The organism is Tatumella sp. JGM118, from assembly GCF_018257515.1.
Taxonomy (GTDB): domain Bacteria; phylum Pseudomonadota; class Gammaproteobacteria; order Enterobacterales; family Enterobacteriaceae; genus Tatumella; species Tatumella terrea.
In genome coordinates this window covers 39,614-57,093 of record NZ_JAERJR010000014.1, presented here as the reverse complement: position 1 = coordinate 57,093, position 17,480 = coordinate 39,614, and the positions used below count along the sequence as shown (strand labels likewise).

Sequence of the window (17,480 nt, the reverse complement as noted above, 5' to 3'; positions counted from 1 at the left end):
CACCACACGCGGTTAAAAAGAATGTTTTTTTAGTTCCCTGTCACCTGTTCAGGCAACAGAGGCGGTATATTATACAGAAGTTCGCCGGAACTATGCAAATAAAACCCCATACCCGGCAAAGCCCCCACCGTGTACACTACCCTTTTATCCACTGATCTGCCGGAGTGCCTGAATGCCCGTCCTTAAGGTTGCATTACCTGTTCCTCTGCCACGACTGTTTGATTACCGTCCCCTGGCTGAGCGTACTGCTGTTGTCGGCAGCAGGGTAAAAGTCACTTTCGGGCACCGGAAAATGACAGGGATTGTGCATGCCATCAAGGATAAAAGTGACCTGCCTGAAGAACAACTCAAATCGATCGACGCAGTGATCGATGAAGGCTCCCTTTTTACCGGGACGATGTGGCGTTTACTGAACTGGGCTGCGGGTTACTACCATTATCCGATCGGCGAGGTGTTCTTTCATGCATTGCCGGTGTTACTGCGCCAGGGACGTGAGGCCGCACTCCCCACCGTCTGGCAATGGCGGAGCACCGATCAGGGCAAAGCCACTGTCCCGGAGAGCCTGAAACGTGCGGTGAAACAACAGCAGGCACTCGCCCTGTTACGCAATGGTCCCGTCGCTCGTCATGAGCTCAGCCAGCATGACCTGAGTGATCCTGTATTACAGGCCCTGCGTAAAAAAGGACTCTGTGAGCTGACCGAAGAGGCGGCGGAGCTGACGGACTGGCGGCCGTCATTCAGGGTCAAAGGTGAACGACTGCGTCTGAACACCGAGCAGGCCACGGCTGTGGGTGCTATCCGCAGCCAGGACACCCGGTATTCTGCCTGGCTACTGGCCGGTATTACCGGCTCGGGTAAAACAGAAGTGTACCTCAGTGTCATTGAAAATATTCTGGCTGAGGGAAAACAGGCACTGGTACTCGTCCCGGAGATCGCACTCACCCCTCAGACCATATCCCGCTTTCGCGAACGATTTCATGCGCCGGTGGATGTCCTCCATTCCGCCCTCAACGATACTGAACGCTTAAATGTCTGGCTGCGGGCCCGTCAGGGAGAATCAGCGATTGTCATCGGTACCCGTTCCGCACTTTTTACCCCGCTGGCCAGACCCGGGGTAATTATCATCGATGAAGAGCACGACAGTTCCTATAAACAACAGGAAGGATGGCGCTATCACGCCAGGGATTTGGCTGTTTTTCGCGCCCATCAGGAAAATATTCCCATCATCCTGGGGTCTGCCACCCCTGCGCTGGAGACGTTGCATAATGTCACGACAGGAAAATATCATCAGTTAACGCTGACACAGCGTGCCGGAAATGCACGCCAGGCACAGCAGCAACTGATTGATTTAAAATCGGTCCGTCTGCAATCCGGGTTATCTCCGGCATTGATCCATAAAATGCGTCAACACCTGAGTGCGAATAACCAGGTATTGCTGTTTCTGAACCGTCGGGGATATGCACCTGCCCTGCTCTGCCATGATTGCGGCTGGCTGGCAGAGTGCCAGCGTTGTGAACGTTACTATACCTTTCACCAAACTAACCGCACGCTACGTTGCCACCATTGTGACAGTCAACGACCCATCCCTTATCAGTGTCCGGGATGTGGTTCGACGCACCTGGTACCGGTCGGTATGGGCACAGAACAACTGGAAGAACAACTGAAAACCCTGTTCCCGGATATCCCCGTGACCCGAATCGACCGGGATACTACCAGCAGGAAAGGGAGCCTGGAGCAGCATTTAGACGATATTCATCAGGGTGGTGCTCGTATTCTGGCCGGAACACAAATGCTGGCGAAAGGCCACCATTTCCCGGATGTCACGCTGGTGGCTTTACTGGATGTCGACAGTGCCCTTTTCTCTGCCGATTTTCGTGCGACAGAACGTTTTGCGCAGTTATATACCCAGGTGGCCGGGCGCGCCGGACGGGCAGGGAAACAAGGCGAAGTGGTATTACAGACCCATCATCCGGAACACCCGTTGCTGCACACCTTGCTGTATCAGGGCTATTTCTCGTTTGCCCGCCAGACATTGCAGGAGCGTAAGCAACTCAGCCTGCCGCCGTTTTCCAGTCATGCCCTGTTCCGTGCGGAGGATTTTGATCCTCAGCAGGCAGAGAATGCGCTATTACAGTTAAGAAATTTACTCGAAGCCACGCCGCTAAAGGATGAACATTTCTGGATCATGGGGCCGGTACCGGCACTTCAGGCTAAACGCAACGGGCGCTGGCGATGGCAGCTATTGTTGCAACACCCGTCCCGTAAACAGTTACAACGCATACTGCAACACTCAATGCCCTTAATACTGGCCTTACCGTCAATACGGAAAGTAAAGTGGACCCTGGATATTGACCCGACCGAAAGCTAAGATGCGCGGATATGTTTGCGGCATCGCACGTGAATAATCAACAGGCCCCCCGTTTTATTACAAATCAGATAACAGTATTCGCCGATATTCTGCTAACAATAGAACAGGGCGGCACTGGCTGCCGCAACGATATTGACTGTTATCCCGGGAGCCTGAGCTGTGGAAGAGAACCTGCCTTCATACCGTACCACCATGAAAGATGTCGCAAAAAAAGCCGGTGTCTCCACCGCCACGGTGTCACGGACATTAACCTCTCCGGATAAAGTCTCCCCTTCTGCCCGAAATAAAGTCATGCAGGCGATGAACGAGCTGGGCTATTCCTCCACGCTTAACCCCCGTCATCAAAAGAGTAATGATTCCGGAATCCTGTTAATTCTGGTGCCTGATATCTGTGACCCTTTTTTTCATGAAATCATCCGTGGCATAGAAGTCACCGCGGCCGCAGCAGGCTATCTGGTACTGACCGGCGACTGCGCTCACCAGAATTTGCAGGAAGTCAGTTTTCTGGACAAAATTCTCACCCGCCAGATAGATGGATTGCTTTTACTGGGCTCTCAGGTTCCGGTGTTATCCGGGCTTTCGTACCGCGAGCAATTACCTCCGCTGGTGATGGCCAATGAATTTTCTGCCGACCTCGCATTTCCGACCGTGCATATTGATAATCTGACGGCAGCGTTTAACGCCGTAAGCTGGTTACTCGACTCAGGGTTAAAGAAAATCGCCTGTATCACCGGCCCGGATACCATGTCGCATTGCCGTTACCGGCGACAGGGGTATATTCAGGCGTTAAGCCGCCGCAATATTCCGGTGGAGCCCCGTTATCTGGCACGCGGAGATTTCTCCTTTGCGTCCGGCTGCGATGCACTGACCTATCTGATGCAATTGCCCGACCCTCCTGATGCCATCTTTTGCCATAATGACCGCATGGCGCTGGGTGTATTGCATCAGGCCGCTCTGATGGGGATCCGCGTTCCTGAACAGCTGTCAGTCATCGGTTTCGATGATATTGACGCTGCGCAGTACAGTCATCCCCCCCTGACCACCGTCACTCAGCCACGTTTTCGCATCGGATGTGAAGCAGCCGCATTACTGATAGAAATTATTCAGGGAAAACGGGTCAACGGCGGATCACGTTTACTGGAGGCGGGTCTGACGGTACGTCAATCGACAGTAACACCCGCCAGATAGCCGGGAAATCGCGGCGATATCGCCCTGTTTTCAGTCAACGTCTGATGCAGAGTTTACTGGTCAAAGTTCATCCCCTTGAGTAAAATGGGGTAATTATTGCCATTGAATAATATTTCGGGCGATTCGCCCGGCAGGCTGATTTTTTAACTTATCGGAACGAATGTGGCACAAAAAGACTATGTAGGCCGCGGGCGTTCAACAGGGACGCAACGCAAAAAAAACACCTCCCGGAGCAAAAAGAAGCAATCCAGCTCAGGACTTCCCCCACTGATTATCGTACTGGCCGTTGCCGTGCTGGTGAGCTTTATCGGTGGTTTATGGTTTATTGCCCACCATAAAAAAGAAGAGCTACAGGAAATTATTCCGCACAAAAATGCCGGTACCGGCTTACCGCCTAAACCCGAAGAGCGCTGGAAATACATCAAAGAGCTCGAAGATCGGCAGACTACGGTGGCAACACCGACCGAACCGACCGCCGGCGGAGAAATTCACTCGCAGACTCAGCTGACCGATGAACAACGTCAGTTGCTGGAGCAGATGGCTGAAGACATGCGTCAGCAACCGACACAGCTGAACGAAGTGCCGTGGAATCAGCAAACTCCGGCACAGCAACAACAAACCCTGCGCCAGCAACAAAACTACCAGCAGCAACAGTCGCTACGCCAGCAGCAAAGCTACCAGCAGCCACAGAGCTATCAGCAACAGCAGAATCTTCAGCAACAGCAACTGCTGCAGGCACAGCGTGCAGAGCGCCAGCAACGTCTCGAACGACAACAACAGTTAGCCCGGCAGCAGCAAGCGGAACGCGAACAACGCCTCGAACGTCAGCAGCAAGCGGAACGTCAACAGCAGGCAGATCGTCAGCAACGTGCAGAACGCCAGTCTCAGGCTGCAGCCCCCGTCACAGCAGCCACACCGTCACAAAATGTCACCCCTGCCCCACGGGAGCAGGTAAAACAGACGGCTGCGGCTTCCGGAAAACGCTGGCTGATACAGTGTGGCTCCTTTAAGGGAACTGCCCAGGCAGAGTCCGCACGGGCCTCTCTGGCATTTGAAGGGTTTGAAAGCCGTATCACCACCGGCGGCGGCTGGAACCGCGTCGTGATCGGCCCTTATTCAGAACATACGAAAGTCGAAAGTATCGTTAAACAGCTCCGTGGTGCGGGGCATGCAAACTGTATAACTCTCCCTGCCGGGGGTTGAAAACATTTCCATCCCCCCCATATATCCCCTTAAGTTGCTCCGCGCACTGCGCGGAGTCTTTTTTTCACTATGAAAAGGGGTGGCCCGTGACAACGATTGTAAGTGTTCGACGCAATGGCCAGGTCGTTATTGGTGGTGACGGCCAGGCCACGCTTGGCAATACCGTAATGAAAGGCAACGTCAAAAAAGTACGTCGTCTGTATAACGATAAGGTCATTGCTGGTTTTGCCGGGGGCACTGCCGATGCCTTCACATTATTTGAACTGTTTGAGCGTAAACTGGAAATGCACCAGGGTCACCTGGTCAAAGCAGCCGTAGAACTTGCGAAAGACTGGCGTACCGACCGTATGCTTCGCCGTCTGGAAGCCCTCCTTGCTGTAGCCGACGAAAATGCCTCACTGATCATTAGTGGTAACGGTGATGTTATCCAGCCCGAAAATGATTTAATTGCCATTGGTTCCGGTGGCCCGTACGCACAGGCAGCTGCCCGCGCTCTGCTGGAAAACACAGAGCTCAGTGCCAAAGATATTACCGGGAAAGCGCTGGAAATTGCGGGTGATATTTGTATCTATACCAACCATAACGTCACTATCGAAGAACTGACGTCCAGGCCGTAAGGATTTTTTATATGTCTGAAATGACTCCCCGCGAAATAGTCAGTGAGCTGAACAAGTTCATCATTGGTCAGGATGGTGCTAAGCGCGCTGTCTCAATCGCTCTGCGTAACCGCTGGCGTCGTATGCAGCTGGATGCCGAGCTGCGCCATGAAGTGACGCCCAAAAATATTCTGATGATCGGTCCGACCGGCGTCGGTAAAACCGAGATTGCCCGTCGTCTGGCTAAGCTGGCCAACGCACCGTTTATTAAAGTAGAAGCGACAAAATTCACCGAAGTCGGCTATGTCGGTAAAGAAGTGGACTCGATTATCCGCGACCTGACTGACTCTGCGATCAAGATGATCCGTAGCCAGGCTATCGAACGCAATAAAGTCAGGGCCGAAGAACAGGCGGAAGAACGCATTCTTGATGTACTGATCCCACCGGCCAAAAATAACTGGGGGCAGCCTGAACAATCCGGCGAGCCTTCAGCGGCACGGCAGTCTTTCCGCAAAAAACTGCGCGAAGGTCAGCTGGATGATAAAGAGATCGAAATTGATCTTGCTGCATCGCCGATGGACGTCGAGATCATGGCGCCTCCTGGCATGGAAGAGATGACCAGCCAGTTGCAGTCCATGTTTCAGAACATGGGGGGACAAAAGCAGAAGTCCCGTAAGCTGAAAATCAAAGAAGCCCTGAAACTGCTGATTGAAGAAGAAGCTGCCCGGCTGATCAACCCGGAAGAGCTGAAGCAGGAAGCCATCGATGCCGTAGAACAGCATGGCATCGTGTTTATCGATGAAATCGATAAGATCTGTAAGCGCGGACAGTCTTCAGGCCCGGATGTTTCACGTGAAGGGGTGCAGCGTGATTTACTGCCATTGGTCGAAGGTTGTACCGTATCGACCAAGCATGGCATGGTGAAAACCGATCATATTCTGTTTATTGCCTCAGGCGCATTCCAGGTTGCCAGCCCGTCAGATCTGATCCCTGAGCTGCAGGGTCGTTTACCTATCCGCGTTGAGTTGCAGGCGCTGACAGTAAATGATTTTGAACGTATCCTGACCGAGCCAAGTGCTTCAGTCACCGTTCAATATAAAGCGTTGATGGCCACGGAAGGCGTTACCATTGAGTTCTCCGACGACGGTATCCGTCGTATCGCCGAAGCAGCATGGCAGGTCAATGAAACGACAGAAAACATTGGTGCCCGTCGTCTTTACACGGTGCTGGAACGTCTGATGGAAGATATTTCCTTTGATGCCAGTGAACGTCCGGGCGATACCGTGACGATTGATGCGAGCTACGTCAGCGAACACCTGGATAAACTGGTGGCGGATGAGGATTTGAGCCGCTTCATCCTGTAATTTCACGTAAGCGATGTTCAGACCGCTGCATCTCAGGTGCAGCGGTCTTTTTTTTATTGATAAAAATCTCTCCCCTCTTTATGTCACCGTCGTGTCTGAGGAGGGTTTACTGGCATTCCGGACCCGACGGCAGCAGGGCCAGGGACGTGCAGCATCGCCGGTCTCCGCTACCGGAATGCCAGCCGGTATTCGGGCAGTGTTCATCCGGTACACCGGCAGGTATCACCTGCTTTTATGCTGGTACCGTCAATAACGTTGGATGCTTTTTGCTATCCGTGGACAGAACACGATATACTTTCCCTTCCTCTGGCAACCAGATGATACGGCTATGAAATACGATACCTCTGAACTGTGTGATATTTACCATGAAGAAGTGAATGTTGTTGAACCCTTGTTTTCAAACTTTGGCGGTCGCACTTCTTTTGGTGGTCAGATAACCACCGTCAAATGCTTCGAAGACAATGGCCTGATCTATGATCTGCTCGAAGAGAATGGACTGGGGCGCGTGCTGTTGATCGATGGCGGAGGCTCTGTCAGACGTGCATTAATTGATGCGCAGCTTGCGCAGCTGGCGACGCAGAATGAATGGGAAGGTATCGTCGTTTATGGCTCAGTACGCCAGGTTGATGAGCTGGAAGAACTCGATATCGGTATCCAGGCGATGGCTGCTATCCCGGCAGGTGCCGCAGGTGAGGGTATCGGGGAAAGTGATATCCGTGTGAATTTTGGCGGTGTGACTTTTTTCTCGGGTGATTATCTCTACGCTGATAACACCGGCATCATTCTTTCGGAAAACCCGCTAGGGGCAACGGAAGAAGCCTGATCCCCCGGGCAAAACGGGTGCCCCGGCACCCGATTCACGGTTCATTCCATGACAGAATTAAACCTCATCCATTTTTCCCAGCAAAGCCCGCAGACGTTCCTGCCACTGCTGCTGTTCTTCTTTTAACTGCTGGTTTTCACGCGTTAAAGAGTCATGGTTGCCGGCAACCTGCAGTGATTCCTGCTTTAACGTATTATTCTGTTCTTTCAGTTCTTCAATTTCCATCTGCAACAGGGTGATAGTATCAATCGCCTGCTGTACTTTTGCTTCCAGTTTTTCGAACATTTCAAATGACATTTTTATAACCTCTCCTATAGATCGCAAGGCGTTGATGTGCCGGCCACAACCCTACAAACCCTGTAAAATTCCTGAAGCCGGCAACCATCACCTGATTGTATGAAGCCTGATTAAGCAAGTCCAGTTACCCGGTGATTTCCGGAGCAGTCTGTAACACTTTTTCGGTGAAAAACCACGGTATTTCGGGAACACCTTCCGGGAAAGCGTCAGAAATCCCCGGCCCCACCCTCTTCTGACGGCCCGGGAATTAACAAAATACTCGAATTCGCTCATTTTTTTTGACACGGGACACAAATTTTGAGTTCGGTATTTATCGTTTTTGCTCGTTAACGATAAATTTACATCAACCCTACAAGAAAAGTCGGGTGGCCCAGGGAGCGGACACATAACACCGATTAATTTAATCTCACTGAAGGAATTCATCATGAGTCAAACAACGAACACACTGACAGGGCAATGCATAGCCGAATTTATCGGCACCGGTTTGATTCTGTTTTTCGGTGCCGGATGTGTAGCTGCATTGAAACTGGCAGGTGCAAGCTTCGGACAATGGGAAATCTGTATTGTCTGGGGTCTGGCCGTTTCCATGGGCGTCTATGTGAGTGCAGGGATCTCTGGCGCACACCTTAACCCCGCCGTCACCGTTGCGCTCTGCCTGTTTGGCAACTTTGAAGGCCGTAAAGTTATCCCTTATATTATCGCTCAGGTCGCGGGAGCGTTCTGTGCCGCTGCCCTGGTTTATGCGATGTACCGCAGCCTGTTTATCGATTTTGAACAAACTCACCAGATGGTACGTGGCAGTGTGGCCAGCCTGGATCTGGCGGGCATTTTTTCCACTTATCCCAGCCCGCATATCAGCGTTGCTCAGGCCTTTTTCGTCGAACTGGTCATCACCGCGGTATTAATGGCTGTCATTATGGCACTGACTGACGATGGCAACGGATTACCACGCGGCCCCCTGGCGCCGTTATTAATTGGCTTACTGGTCGCGATTATCGGTGCCGCAATGGGCCCACTGACTGGCTTCGCCCTGAACCCTGCCCGTGACTTCGGTCCGAAAATGTTCGCCGCGCTGGCAGGTTGGGGAAAAGTCGCTTTCACTGGCGGACAAACGATCCCTTATTTCCTGGTACCGGTCTTCGGACCGCTGATCGGTGCAAGTTTAGGGGCGTTTATCTACCGTAATTTTATCGGTCGCTACTTACCGGTGAATGCTCCGCTTCCGGCGACTAAAGCCTCAGAAGACTCTCTGTCACGCTCTGAACAGCGTAAAGCGTAAACCTAAGTGATTTCATCAGGAACAGATTATGACTAACGCCGAGAATAAATACATCGTTGCACTGGATCAGGGAACCACCAGCTCACGGGCCGTCGTTCTTGACCACAACGCAAATATTATCGCAGTTTCACAGCGTGAATTTACGCAAATCTATCCGAAAACCGGCTGGGTAGAGCATGACCCGATGGATATCTGGGCATCACAAAGTTCAACCCTGGTGGAAGTATTAGCTCATGCCGACATCCGCTCTGATCAGATTGCGGCTATCGGTATCACTAATCAGCGTGAAACCACCATCGTCTGGGACAAAAAAACCGGTAAGCCGGTGTATAACGCCATTGTATGGCAGGACCCGCGTACCGCTGATTATTGCTCAAAACTCAAAAAAGAAGGCCTTGAGGAGTATATCCGGGATACCACCGGACTGGTGATCAACCCTTACTTCTCCGGCACCAAAGTAAAATGGATTCTGGACAATGTGGACGGTGCCCGTGAACGGGCGAAACAGGGTGAACTGCTGTTTGGTACCGTAGATACCTGGCTGGTCTGGAAAATGACCCAGGGTCGGGTGCACATCACCGACTATACCAATGCTTCCAGAACCATGATGTTTGATATCCATAAACTGCAGTGGGATGACAGAATGCTGGATATCCTGGATATCCCGCGCGCGATGCTGCCGGAAGTTAAAGCTTCCTCGGAGATTTACGGCCAGACAAACATCGGGGGGAAAGGGGGCACCCGTATTCCTATCGCCGGTATCGCCGGGGATCAGCAGGCCGCACTTTACGGTCAGTTATGTGTGCAGCCGGGCATGGCCAAAAATACCTACGGTACGGGCTGCTTTATGCTGATGAACACCGGGAAAGAGGCCGTCACCTCCACACACGGATTACTGACCACTATCGCCTGTGGCCCTCGCGGAGAAGTGAACTATGCCCTGGAGGGCGCGGTATTTATTGGCGGCGCCTCGATCCAGTGGCTGCGGGATGAGCTGAACCTGTTCAACGATGCCCTGGACTCTGAATACTTTGCGACCAAGGTTAAGGACTCTAATGGCGTCTATATGGTACCGGCATTTACCGGACTGGGTGCGCCTTACTGGGACCCGTATGCCCGTGGTGCGATTTTCGGGCTGACCCGGGGAGCCAATGCTAACCATATTATCCGTGCAACGCTGGAGTCTATAGCCTTCCAGACCCGTGATGTCCTGGAAGCCATGCAAAATGATGCAGGGACACGCTTACAGTCATTACGTGTTGACGGCGGTGCGGTAGCAAATAATTTCCTGATGCAATTCCAGGCCGATATTCTGGGTGCCCGGGTAGAGCGTCCGGAAGTCCGCGAGGTTACCGCTTTAGGTGCTGCGTACCTGGCCGGTCTCGCGGTAGGCTTCTGGAAAGACCTGGAGGAAGTGCGCGAAAAATCGGTAATTGAACGCGAGTTCCGCCCTTCGATTGAAACGACCGAGCGTAACTATCGTTATGCCGGCTGGCAAAAAGCCGTTTCCCGCGCCCGTGGCTGGGAAGACGAAAAAGAAGTGTAGTCACTAAAGCACGTTAACTTCCGGCCCGCAGTTCCTCTGCGGGCCATAAGTTGTAAATTTCCGATTTCCTGCCTGTGGTACACTACCTGACCTTTTTCTGCAGATAAAACCGACAATGAAACGAGAATTAGCCCTCGAATTCGCCCGTGTTACAGAAGCCGCGGCCCTGGCGGGTCATCATTGGCTTGGACGTGGCGATAAGAACCTTGCGGATGGTGCCGCCGTGAATGCCATGCGCACTACGCTTAACTCCCTGGATATCCGTGGTCAGATTGTTATTGGTGAAGGCGAAATCGATGAAGCGCCCATGCTCTATATCGGTGAGCCGGTCGGCCGCGGACACGGTGATGAGGTTGATATTGCCGTCGATCCTATCGAAGGTACCCGGATGACAGCGATGGGACAGTCCAATGCACTGACGGTGATGGCTATAGGGAATAAAGGGGCCTTTCTGCATGCCCCTGACATGTACATGGAGAAGCTGGTCACCGGTCCCGGAGCGAAAGGCTGCATCGACCTCGACCTGCCACTCCACGTGAATCTGGCCCGGATCGCGGATGCCTTGCAGAAACCCTTATGCGAACTGACCGTCGCCGTATTAGCCAAGCCACGGCATCAGGAACTGATCGAACAACTCCATCAGGCTGGCCTGCGGGTCTATGCCTTCCCTGACGGTGATGTGGCTGCATCTATCCTGACCTGTATGCCTGATAAGGCGGTGGATGTGATGTATGGTATTGGCGGAGCGCCGGAAGGCGTCATTTCCGCGGCGGTCATCAGCGCGCTCGGCGGTGATATGCAGGCCCGTCTGCTGCCCCGCCATCAGGTTAAAGGGGACAATCAAGAAAACCGGCAGGCAGGTGAACAGGAATTATCGCGCTGTGCCAGTATGGGGATTGAGGCAAACAAAAAGCTGACGCTGTCGCAGATGGTCCGGGACGATGATGTGATCTTTGCAGCGACCGGTATCACCGATGGTGACCTGCTGAAAGGGATCACCCGCACAGGAAATATCGCCACCAGCGAGACCCTGCTTATCCGCGGAAAATGCGGCACCGTCCGCCGTATTCAATCGATCCATCGGCCTGACCGCCAGCCTTAACGGTAGCATCCCTCTGCAACGGATGATCACGGCCTTCAGCGGGAGTGATCATCTGTCATCCTACTCACATCCCGCCAGAGGATCCCCCTGCTCTTCTCTGCCGGCAGTCAGGTATCGGCACTCCCGGCATAAATACTGTTCTCCCCTGACAGGTATCAGAGTTTGTCGATATGAGCTTTCGTGTACGCAAAGGGTGGAAAACCGGCACCATCAAAGGGATGATGGCTCTGTCATCTATTGTCTTGAACTTTGAGGAGCAACCTATGGCAGAATGGTGTGAAGGTAAAGTCATTTCTGTCACACACTGGACAGAGGCATTATTTAGTCTGGTCGTACAGGCACCGGTCAGACCTTTTGTTGCCGGGCAGTTTGCAAAACTGGCTCTGGAAATTGATGGCGAAAAGGTCCAGCGTGCGTATTCCTATGTGAATGCACCGGATAATCCACAGGCTGAGTTTTATCTGGTCAATGTTCCTGACGGCAAACTGAGCCCGTCTTTACACCGGCTGACGCCCGGTGATCCGGTGATGGTGACAACGGACGCCGCCGGTTTCTTCGTCTGCGACGAAATACCGGACTGCGACACATTATGGATGCTGGCAACGGGGACGGCTATCGGCCCTTACCTGTCAATCCTGCAGCAGGGTGAAGGCCTGGACCGTTTCCGGCGCATTGTGCTGGTACACGCGGCCCGTTATGCCGCAGATTTAAGTTATCTGCCATTAATGCAGGCGCTGGAGGCAAAATACGATGGCAAATTACAGATACAAACCGTTGTCAGCCGTGAAGAAAGCGAGGGAAGTCTGCACGGACGGATACCGGCACTGATTGAGAGTGGTGCGCTGGAAAATGCCACGGGTCTCTCACTGACTGCAGAAACCAGCCATGTTATGTTGTGCGGTAACCCGCAGATGGTCAGAGAAACGCGTGATTTACTGAAATCAACCCGTAAAATGTTAACGCATCTGCGACGTAAACCGGGCCACATCACCAGTGAGTTGTATTGGTAACCTGACGCCGGGCTATCCGAAAGATATCCGGCAGTGGAAAGATATCGCTTTTGTCACGCTAAACCAGGTGGATTAACCTCCAGTGATCAAAAACATCCTCAGCAAACGACTCAACAACGTCCCTCGCGGGGCGTATTATTTCCTGTTTTTCTGGCTGTTTTCCGGGTGTGCTTTTGCCGGAAATCCTCCGCCGGTTGCACCGTATGTTCTCCCCGGCGCCCCGGTTTTCAGCCATACCATTGCGCAATTCCGGGAAAAATTTAATCTGGCTAATCCGCAAACGCCGCTCCCCGAATACCGCACCATCGACACCGGAGATGACGGAAATACCGTTATCCTGGCCGCCAGCCGGATAGACGAAACCCTTTACTCCTCCACGGCCCTGGAACCCGGAAGCGGTAAAATCAAAACGATACAGATGACCTGGGTTTCTCCCGAAAATAGCACAGACAAACTCTCCCGTGAGCAGGCGACCGGTTATATGGCGGCCCTGATCCACTTTTTTTCACCTCAGTTATCCCTTCAGGAAAGCCGGCTAAAACTGGACTCATTATTAAAAAACGGTAAAGAGAAAGGCAGATATATCGATGCCGATGGCGCGTTACGTTATGTCGTCTCGTATCCCGGAGACAGAGAAATGACGCTGGCAATCGAGCCTGTCAGGCTTATTTTGCGGGGTTCCTGATCTGACGCTGATTTATGACGAAAAACAAAGCAGTTAAGAAATTTGAGCTTTATACTGTTCCACAGACACCATTGCCTGACGGCAGTAGTATTTAACGAATCGCGTAAATGCGGAGGATATGATGCGACATCCATTAGTTATGGGTAACTGGAAGCTGAATGGTAACAAACAAATGACTGGCGATCTGATCGACGGTCTGCGTAAAGCATTATCGGGTGTTGATGGCTGCGATGTTGCCATTGCCCCTCCCGTGATCTACCTCGATCAGGCGAAGCATGCCCTTTCAGGAAGCCATATTTCTCTCGGCGCACAAAATGTCGATATCAATCTTTCCGGCGCATTCACCGGTGACATCTCTGCGGAAATGCTAAAAGATATTGGTGCAAAATATATTATTATCGGTCACTCAGAACGCCGTACTTACCATAAAGAAAGTGATGAGTTCATCGCCAAAAAGTTTGCTGTCTTAAAAGAAGCAGGCCTGATCCCGGTGCTGTGCATTGGCGAAACTGAATCTGAAAATGAAGCTGGCAAGACAGAAGAAGTGTGTGCCCGTCAGATTGATGCCGTGCTGAATGCATTGGGTGCTGACGCGTTCAAAGATGCGGTAATTGCTTATGAGCCTATCTGGGCTATCGGCACCGGTAAATCTGCCACCCCTGCACAGGCGCAGGCTATTCACCAGTTTATTCGTCAGCACATCGCTAAGAAAGATGCGGCCATTGCGGAGCAAGTCATCATTCAGTACGGTGGCTCTGTAAACGATAAAAATGCGGCTGAGCTCTTCACTCAGCCGGATATTGATGGTGCGTTGGTCGGTGGTGCGTCACTGAAAGCAGATGCGTTTGCTGTGATCGTCAATGCCGCGGCAGCAGCCAAAAACGCCGGTTAAAACCGGCGGCGGTAATGTCCGGCGGTGCCTCAGGCACCGCTGGCAGATTTAAGGATCGCACATTGATGATCCTGTAACTCTTCAGCAGACCCGGTATTCCCTTTCAGTAATTCTTTCTTCACGGCCAGTAATACCAGCTTACCATCAGGTAACGACGTCAGAGCGAGTCCGTAATCCCCCATTTGTGAGGATGCTCCGGGAATTTCATGCGCCACGCGGATAAAGACGCTTTCCTGCGCCAGTTCCTGCTGACTCAGCGTCCTGATCTGATACGGATGTGACAGCAGGGTAATGCTCTGCCATTCCGGGCCGAAACCGGATGCGGATTTTGCTAACTGTGCTGCAATATCCGGGCGCAGACAGGACATATGAATATGTAACTGATTCTGCGTTCGTCCTGAGACCGAGTTGATGGTCATTGCCAGGTCATCGTCCGGGATAGGCGCATGGTAGGTTTCTGACAACAGATGCCGTTCCCGCCAGGCGGCAAGGAAGAAGTCAGGGGTGTTGGGTTGCAGTAACAGCGGGCTTTCGATACCGGTGATCCTGTTGACCGGCATAAGCAGGTATTGCAATGGACCGACAAGGTCCTTAAACAGGACGTACCCTCCGGTCATATCCACCTTTTTACAAGGGGCCGGATTGTTATTCTTTTCCATGTCCGGAACGCACTGCTGGCTGACAAATTTCCATAACACCCCGGAGTGATCCTGATCTTTGCGGTGCACAAAAAAGAGAGCCGTCAGTAAAACCAATAACGTTACAACAGCGATGCTAAACCATCGTTTTTTTTTACCAGTAAAAACACTCATCTCCATTATCCCCCTGATTTATCGAATCTCTATGTTACGTCAATCAGGGGGAAAGTCACTTACCGTGATAGTTACGGTTTCATGATCTGGTCGTAAGTGCCGCCATCACTGAAGTGTGTCTTCTGAGCCTGCTGCCAGCCGCCGAACTTCTGATCGACCGTAAACAGCTTAACCGGCTTGAATTGTGACGCGAACTGTTTCGCAACCTGCGGATCACGCGGACGATAGTAATTTTCGGCCGCAATCGTCTGCCCTTCTTTGGAATACAGATACTTAAGATAATCTTCCGCCACTTTACGGGTACCACGTTCATCAACCACTTTGTCGACAACGGCCACCGTAGGCTCTGCAAGAATAGACTCACTCGGGGTGATGATTTCAAAATCCTGGTCTTTGAGCTTATTTTTTGCGAGATAGGCTTCGTTTTCCCAGGCGATCAGGACATCCCCGATGCCGCGTTCTGCGAAGGTATTAGTCGCACCACGGGCACCGGAATCCTGCACCTGAACATTTTTATACAGTGCTTTAACGAATGCCTGAGCCTTCTGCTGGTCACCGTGATTATTATCCAGTGCATAACCCCAGGCTGCCAGGTAGTTCCAGCGCGCACCGCCGGACGTTTTCGGGTTCGGGGTAATAACGGCCACACCAGGCTTGATCAAATCATTCCAGTCATGGATATGCTTCGGGTTTCCTTTGCGGACAAGGAAAACAATGGTTGAGGTGTAAGGAGCAGAGTTATCAGGCAGGCGCTTGATCCAGTCTTTATTAATCCGGCCGCTATTAGCGATGGCATCCACATCCGATTGCAGTGCCAGAGTGACCACATCCGCTCTGATACCGTTAATTACTGAGGTCGCCTGCTTGCCGGAGCCGCCATGTGACTGACGAATAATCACATTATCGCCGGTTTCCTGTTTATAGTGAGCACTGAACGCTTTGTTATATTGCTCATAAAATTCTCTGGTAGGATCATAAGAGACATTCAGCAACTGATAATCTTTTGCCAGCGTGCTTCCGGAAACCATCAGTAATGCCAGACCCACATGCCATTTCTTCATTTTTCGCCCCCCTGGTGTTATAGAGAGACAGGGTGGCATAACCGGAAAAATAACTTAAAGAACTAAAAAATCGTTTTTATATCTCAAACGAATAAAAGACGCGTACCGGCAGAGAACTGCCGGCAGCTTATTGAATTAATACAATCTCTTGGCGGTTTCGAGCACATCTTTCCGGAAAGGACGCTTCATATTTTCGATGGCATCAATGATATCGTGATGTACCATTTTTTCGTTCTGCACACCGACGCAACGACCGCCATAACCCTGTAACAACAGGTCTATCGCGTAAGTCCCCATACGCGAAGCCAGAATCCGATCGTAAGCACAGGGTGCCCCGCCCCGCTGAATATGGCCCAGTACCGTCGCACGGGTTTCCCGGCCGGTCTCTTTTTCAATATAACGCGCCAGTTCACTGACATCACAGATAAGTTCGGTGATGGCAACGATGGCATGTTTCTTACCTTTCGCAATCCCGGCGTTAATCTCAGCCAGTAACTCTTCCCGGGTATACGGAATTTCCGGCGTCACAAAAAACTCACAGCCACCGGCAATCGCTGCAGCCAGTGTTAAATCACCGCAATGCCGGCCCATGACCTCAACAATCGAAATACGTTGATGAGACGAAGAAGTGTCCCGCAGACGGTCTATCGCTTCAACCACAGTTTCAAGAGCCGTATGGTAACCGATGGTGTAGTCCGTTCCTGCCACATCGTTATCGATGGTGCCCGGTAAGCCAATGCAGGGGAAGCCCATCTCAGTCAGTCGCTTAGCCCCCATATAAGAACCGTCACCACCGATCACTACCAGCGCATCCAGCCCGCGTTTTTTCATATTTTCCATTGCAATCATACGGGTCGATTCTTCACGAAATTCCGGGAAACGAGCGGACCCCAGAAACGTCCCGCCATGATTAATCAGGTCCGAAACACTGTAGCGATCGAGGCTGACCATCCTGTCTTCATACAATCCGAGGTAGCCATCATAGATCCCAAAAACTTCCAGCCCTTCTCCTAATCCGGCACGGACCACGCCGCGGATAGCTGCATTCATGCCAGGGGAATCCCCGCCACTGGTCAATACACCGATTTTTTTGATCATGACAACCTCTGGATAGTCTGAAACTAAGGGTTAATCTTTGCACTCAACGCGACCATTATCTGTATCCGCGTCGACAATTAGAATTCATTTCGCTCTATCATATACCAAACGTTTATGACCGGATTGATTCAGGTCACTCAACACGATTATGTGACA

Annotated in this window: 16 protein-coding genes; 12 read left to right on the top strand and 4 right to left on the bottom strand. The window is 51.9% G+C overall.

Going from position 1 to position 17,480, the window contains the following annotated elements; genetic code table 11:
- Positions 1-172 precede the first annotated feature (172 nt).
- From priA to rraA, 6 genes are all read left to right on the top strand, one after another.
- Positions 173-2,368 carry a primosomal protein N' gene (priA, locus tag JK223_RS12735; RefSeq protein WP_212714547.1) on the top strand — a complete coding sequence of 732 codons (2,196 nt, stop codon included), beginning with the start codon at positions 173-175 and terminating at the stop codon, positions 2,366-2,368.
- 159 nt (positions 2,369-2,527) lie between these two features.
- The gene (gene cytR / locus JK223_RS12730; RefSeq protein WP_371813131.1) at positions 2,528-3,556 is read left to right on the top strand and encodes a DNA-binding transcriptional regulator CytR; all 1,029 of its coding nucleotides are present in this window, start codon (positions 2,528-2,530) and stop codon (positions 3,554-3,556) included.
- A 162-nt stretch (positions 3,557-3,718) separates the two neighbouring features.
- The gene (ftsN, locus tag JK223_RS12725) at positions 3,719-4,759 is read left to right on the top strand and encodes a cell division protein FtsN (RefSeq protein ID WP_212714546.1); all 1,041 of its coding nucleotides are present in this window, start codon (positions 3,719-3,721) and stop codon (positions 4,757-4,759) included.
- 86 nt (positions 4,760-4,845) lie between these two features.
- Entirely contained in the window at positions 4,846-5,376 is a 531-nt protein-coding gene (hslV, locus tag JK223_RS12720; protein ID WP_212714545.1) for an ATP-dependent protease subunit HslV, read from the top strand.
- 11 nt (positions 5,377-5,387) lie between these two features.
- Complete coding sequence (gene hslU / locus JK223_RS12715; RefSeq protein ID WP_212714544.1) at positions 5,388-6,719, top strand: HslU--HslV peptidase ATPase subunit; 1,332 nt, start codon at positions 5,388-5,390, stop codon at positions 6,717-6,719.
- A gap of 328 nt (positions 6,720-7,047) precedes the next feature.
- Positions 7,048-7,542, top strand: a complete 495-nt coding sequence (gene rraA / locus JK223_RS12710; protein ID WP_212714543.1) for a ribonuclease E activity regulator RraA — start codon at positions 7,048-7,050, stop codon at positions 7,540-7,542.
- A gap of 57 nt (positions 7,543-7,599) precedes the next feature.
- On the opposite strand, the gene zapB is transcribed toward rraA, so the two are convergent.
- A complete protein-coding gene (gene zapB, locus JK223_RS12705) occupies positions 7,600-7,839 on the bottom strand; it encodes a cell division protein ZapB (RefSeq protein ID WP_025902383.1) in 240 nt (79 codons plus the stop codon).
- Positions 7,840-8,263: 424 nt separating this feature from the next.
- Between zapB and JK223_RS12700 the strand changes: the two genes are divergently transcribed.
- The 6 genes from JK223_RS12700 (at position 8,264) to tpiA (ending at position 14,353) form a co-directional block, all read left to right on the top strand.
- Complete coding sequence (locus JK223_RS12700) at positions 8,264-9,118, top strand: MIP/aquaporin family protein (RefSeq protein WP_212714542.1); 855 nt, start codon at positions 8,264-8,266, stop codon at positions 9,116-9,118.
- Between the two features lie 28 nt (positions 9,119-9,146).
- Positions 9,147-10,664: a glycerol kinase GlpK gene (gene glpK, locus JK223_RS12695; RefSeq protein WP_212714541.1), complete on the top strand. Its 1,518-nt coding sequence runs from the start codon at positions 9,147-9,149 to the stop codon at positions 10,662-10,664.
- 115 nt (positions 10,665-10,779) lie between these two features.
- The gene (gene glpX / locus JK223_RS12690; RefSeq protein WP_212714540.1) at positions 10,780-11,766 is read left to right on the top strand and encodes a class II fructose-bisphosphatase; all 987 of its coding nucleotides are present in this window, start codon (positions 10,780-10,782) and stop codon (positions 11,764-11,766) included.
- 263 nt (positions 11,767-12,029) lie between these two features.
- On the top strand, positions 12,030-12,776 hold the full coding sequence (fpr, locus tag JK223_RS12685) for a ferredoxin--NADP(+) reductase (protein ID WP_212714568.1): 747 nt from the start codon (positions 12,030-12,032) through the stop codon (positions 12,774-12,776).
- An 82-nt stretch (positions 12,777-12,858) separates the two neighbouring features.
- Positions 12,859-13,461, top strand: coding sequence for a DUF1454 family protein (locus JK223_RS12680; RefSeq protein ID WP_212714539.1), 603 nt, complete (start codon positions 12,859-12,861; stop codon positions 13,459-13,461).
- A gap of 121 nt (positions 13,462-13,582) precedes the next feature.
- Positions 13,583-14,353, top strand: coding sequence for a triose-phosphate isomerase (gene tpiA, locus JK223_RS12675; protein ID WP_212714567.1), 771 nt, complete (start codon positions 13,583-13,585; stop codon positions 14,351-14,353).
- Between the two features lie 29 nt (positions 14,354-14,382).
- On the opposite strand, the gene JK223_RS12670 is transcribed toward tpiA, so the two are convergent.
- The 3 genes from JK223_RS12670 to pfkA form a co-directional block, all read right to left on the bottom strand.
- Positions 14,383-15,165 carry a CDP-diacylglycerol diphosphatase gene (locus tag JK223_RS12670; RefSeq protein WP_212714538.1) on the bottom strand — a complete coding sequence of 261 codons (783 nt, stop codon included), beginning with the start codon at positions 15,163-15,165 and terminating at the stop codon, positions 14,383-14,385.
- A 71-nt stretch (positions 15,166-15,236) separates the two neighbouring features.
- Positions 15,237-16,226, bottom strand: a complete 990-nt coding sequence (locus JK223_RS12665) for a sulfate ABC transporter substrate-binding protein (RefSeq protein ID WP_212714537.1) — start codon at positions 16,224-16,226, stop codon at positions 15,237-15,239.
- Between the two features lie 135 nt (positions 16,227-16,361).
- A complete protein-coding gene (gene pfkA, locus JK223_RS12660) occupies positions 16,362-17,324 on the bottom strand; it encodes a 6-phosphofructokinase (RefSeq protein ID WP_212714536.1) in 963 nt (320 codons plus the stop codon).
- Positions 17,325-17,480 lie beyond the last annotated feature (156 nt).

Coding starts and splice junctions, on each gene's coding strand:
- priA (WP_212714547.1), top strand. CDS start 173: ATGCCCGTCCTTAAGGTTGCATTACCTGTTCCTCTGCCACGACTGTTT.
- hslU (WP_212714544.1), top strand. CDS start 5,388: ATGTCTGAAATGACTCCCCGCGAAATAGTCAGTGAGCTGAACAAGTTC.
- rraA (WP_212714543.1), top strand. CDS start 7,048: ATGAAATACGATACCTCTGAACTGTGTGATATTTACCATGAAGAAGTG.
- zapB (WP_025902383.1), bottom strand. CDS start 7,839: ATGTCATTTGAAATGTTCGAAAAACTGGAAGCAAAAGTACAGCAGGCG.
- JK223_RS12700 (WP_212714542.1), top strand. CDS start 8,264: ATGAGTCAAACAACGAACACACTGACAGGGCAATGCATAGCCGAATTT.
- glpK (WP_212714541.1), top strand. CDS start 9,147: ATGACTAACGCCGAGAATAAATACATCGTTGCACTGGATCAGGGAACC.
- glpX (WP_212714540.1), top strand. CDS start 10,780: ATGAAACGAGAATTAGCCCTCGAATTCGCCCGTGTTACAGAAGCCGCG.
- fpr (WP_212714568.1), top strand. CDS start 12,030: ATGGCAGAATGGTGTGAAGGTAAAGTCATTTCTGTCACACACTGGACA.
- tpiA (WP_212714567.1), top strand. CDS start 13,583: ATGCGACATCCATTAGTTATGGGTAACTGGAAGCTGAATGGTAACAAA.
- JK223_RS12670 (WP_212714538.1), bottom strand. CDS start 15,165: ATGAGTGTTTTTACTGGTAAAAAAAAACGATGGTTTAGCATCGCTGTT.
- JK223_RS12665 (WP_212714537.1), bottom strand. CDS start 16,226: ATGAAGAAATGGCATGTGGGTCTGGCATTACTGATGGTTTCCGGAAGC.
- pfkA (WP_212714536.1), bottom strand. CDS start 17,324: ATGATCAAAAAAATCGGTGTATTGACCAGTGGCGGGGATTCCCCTGGC.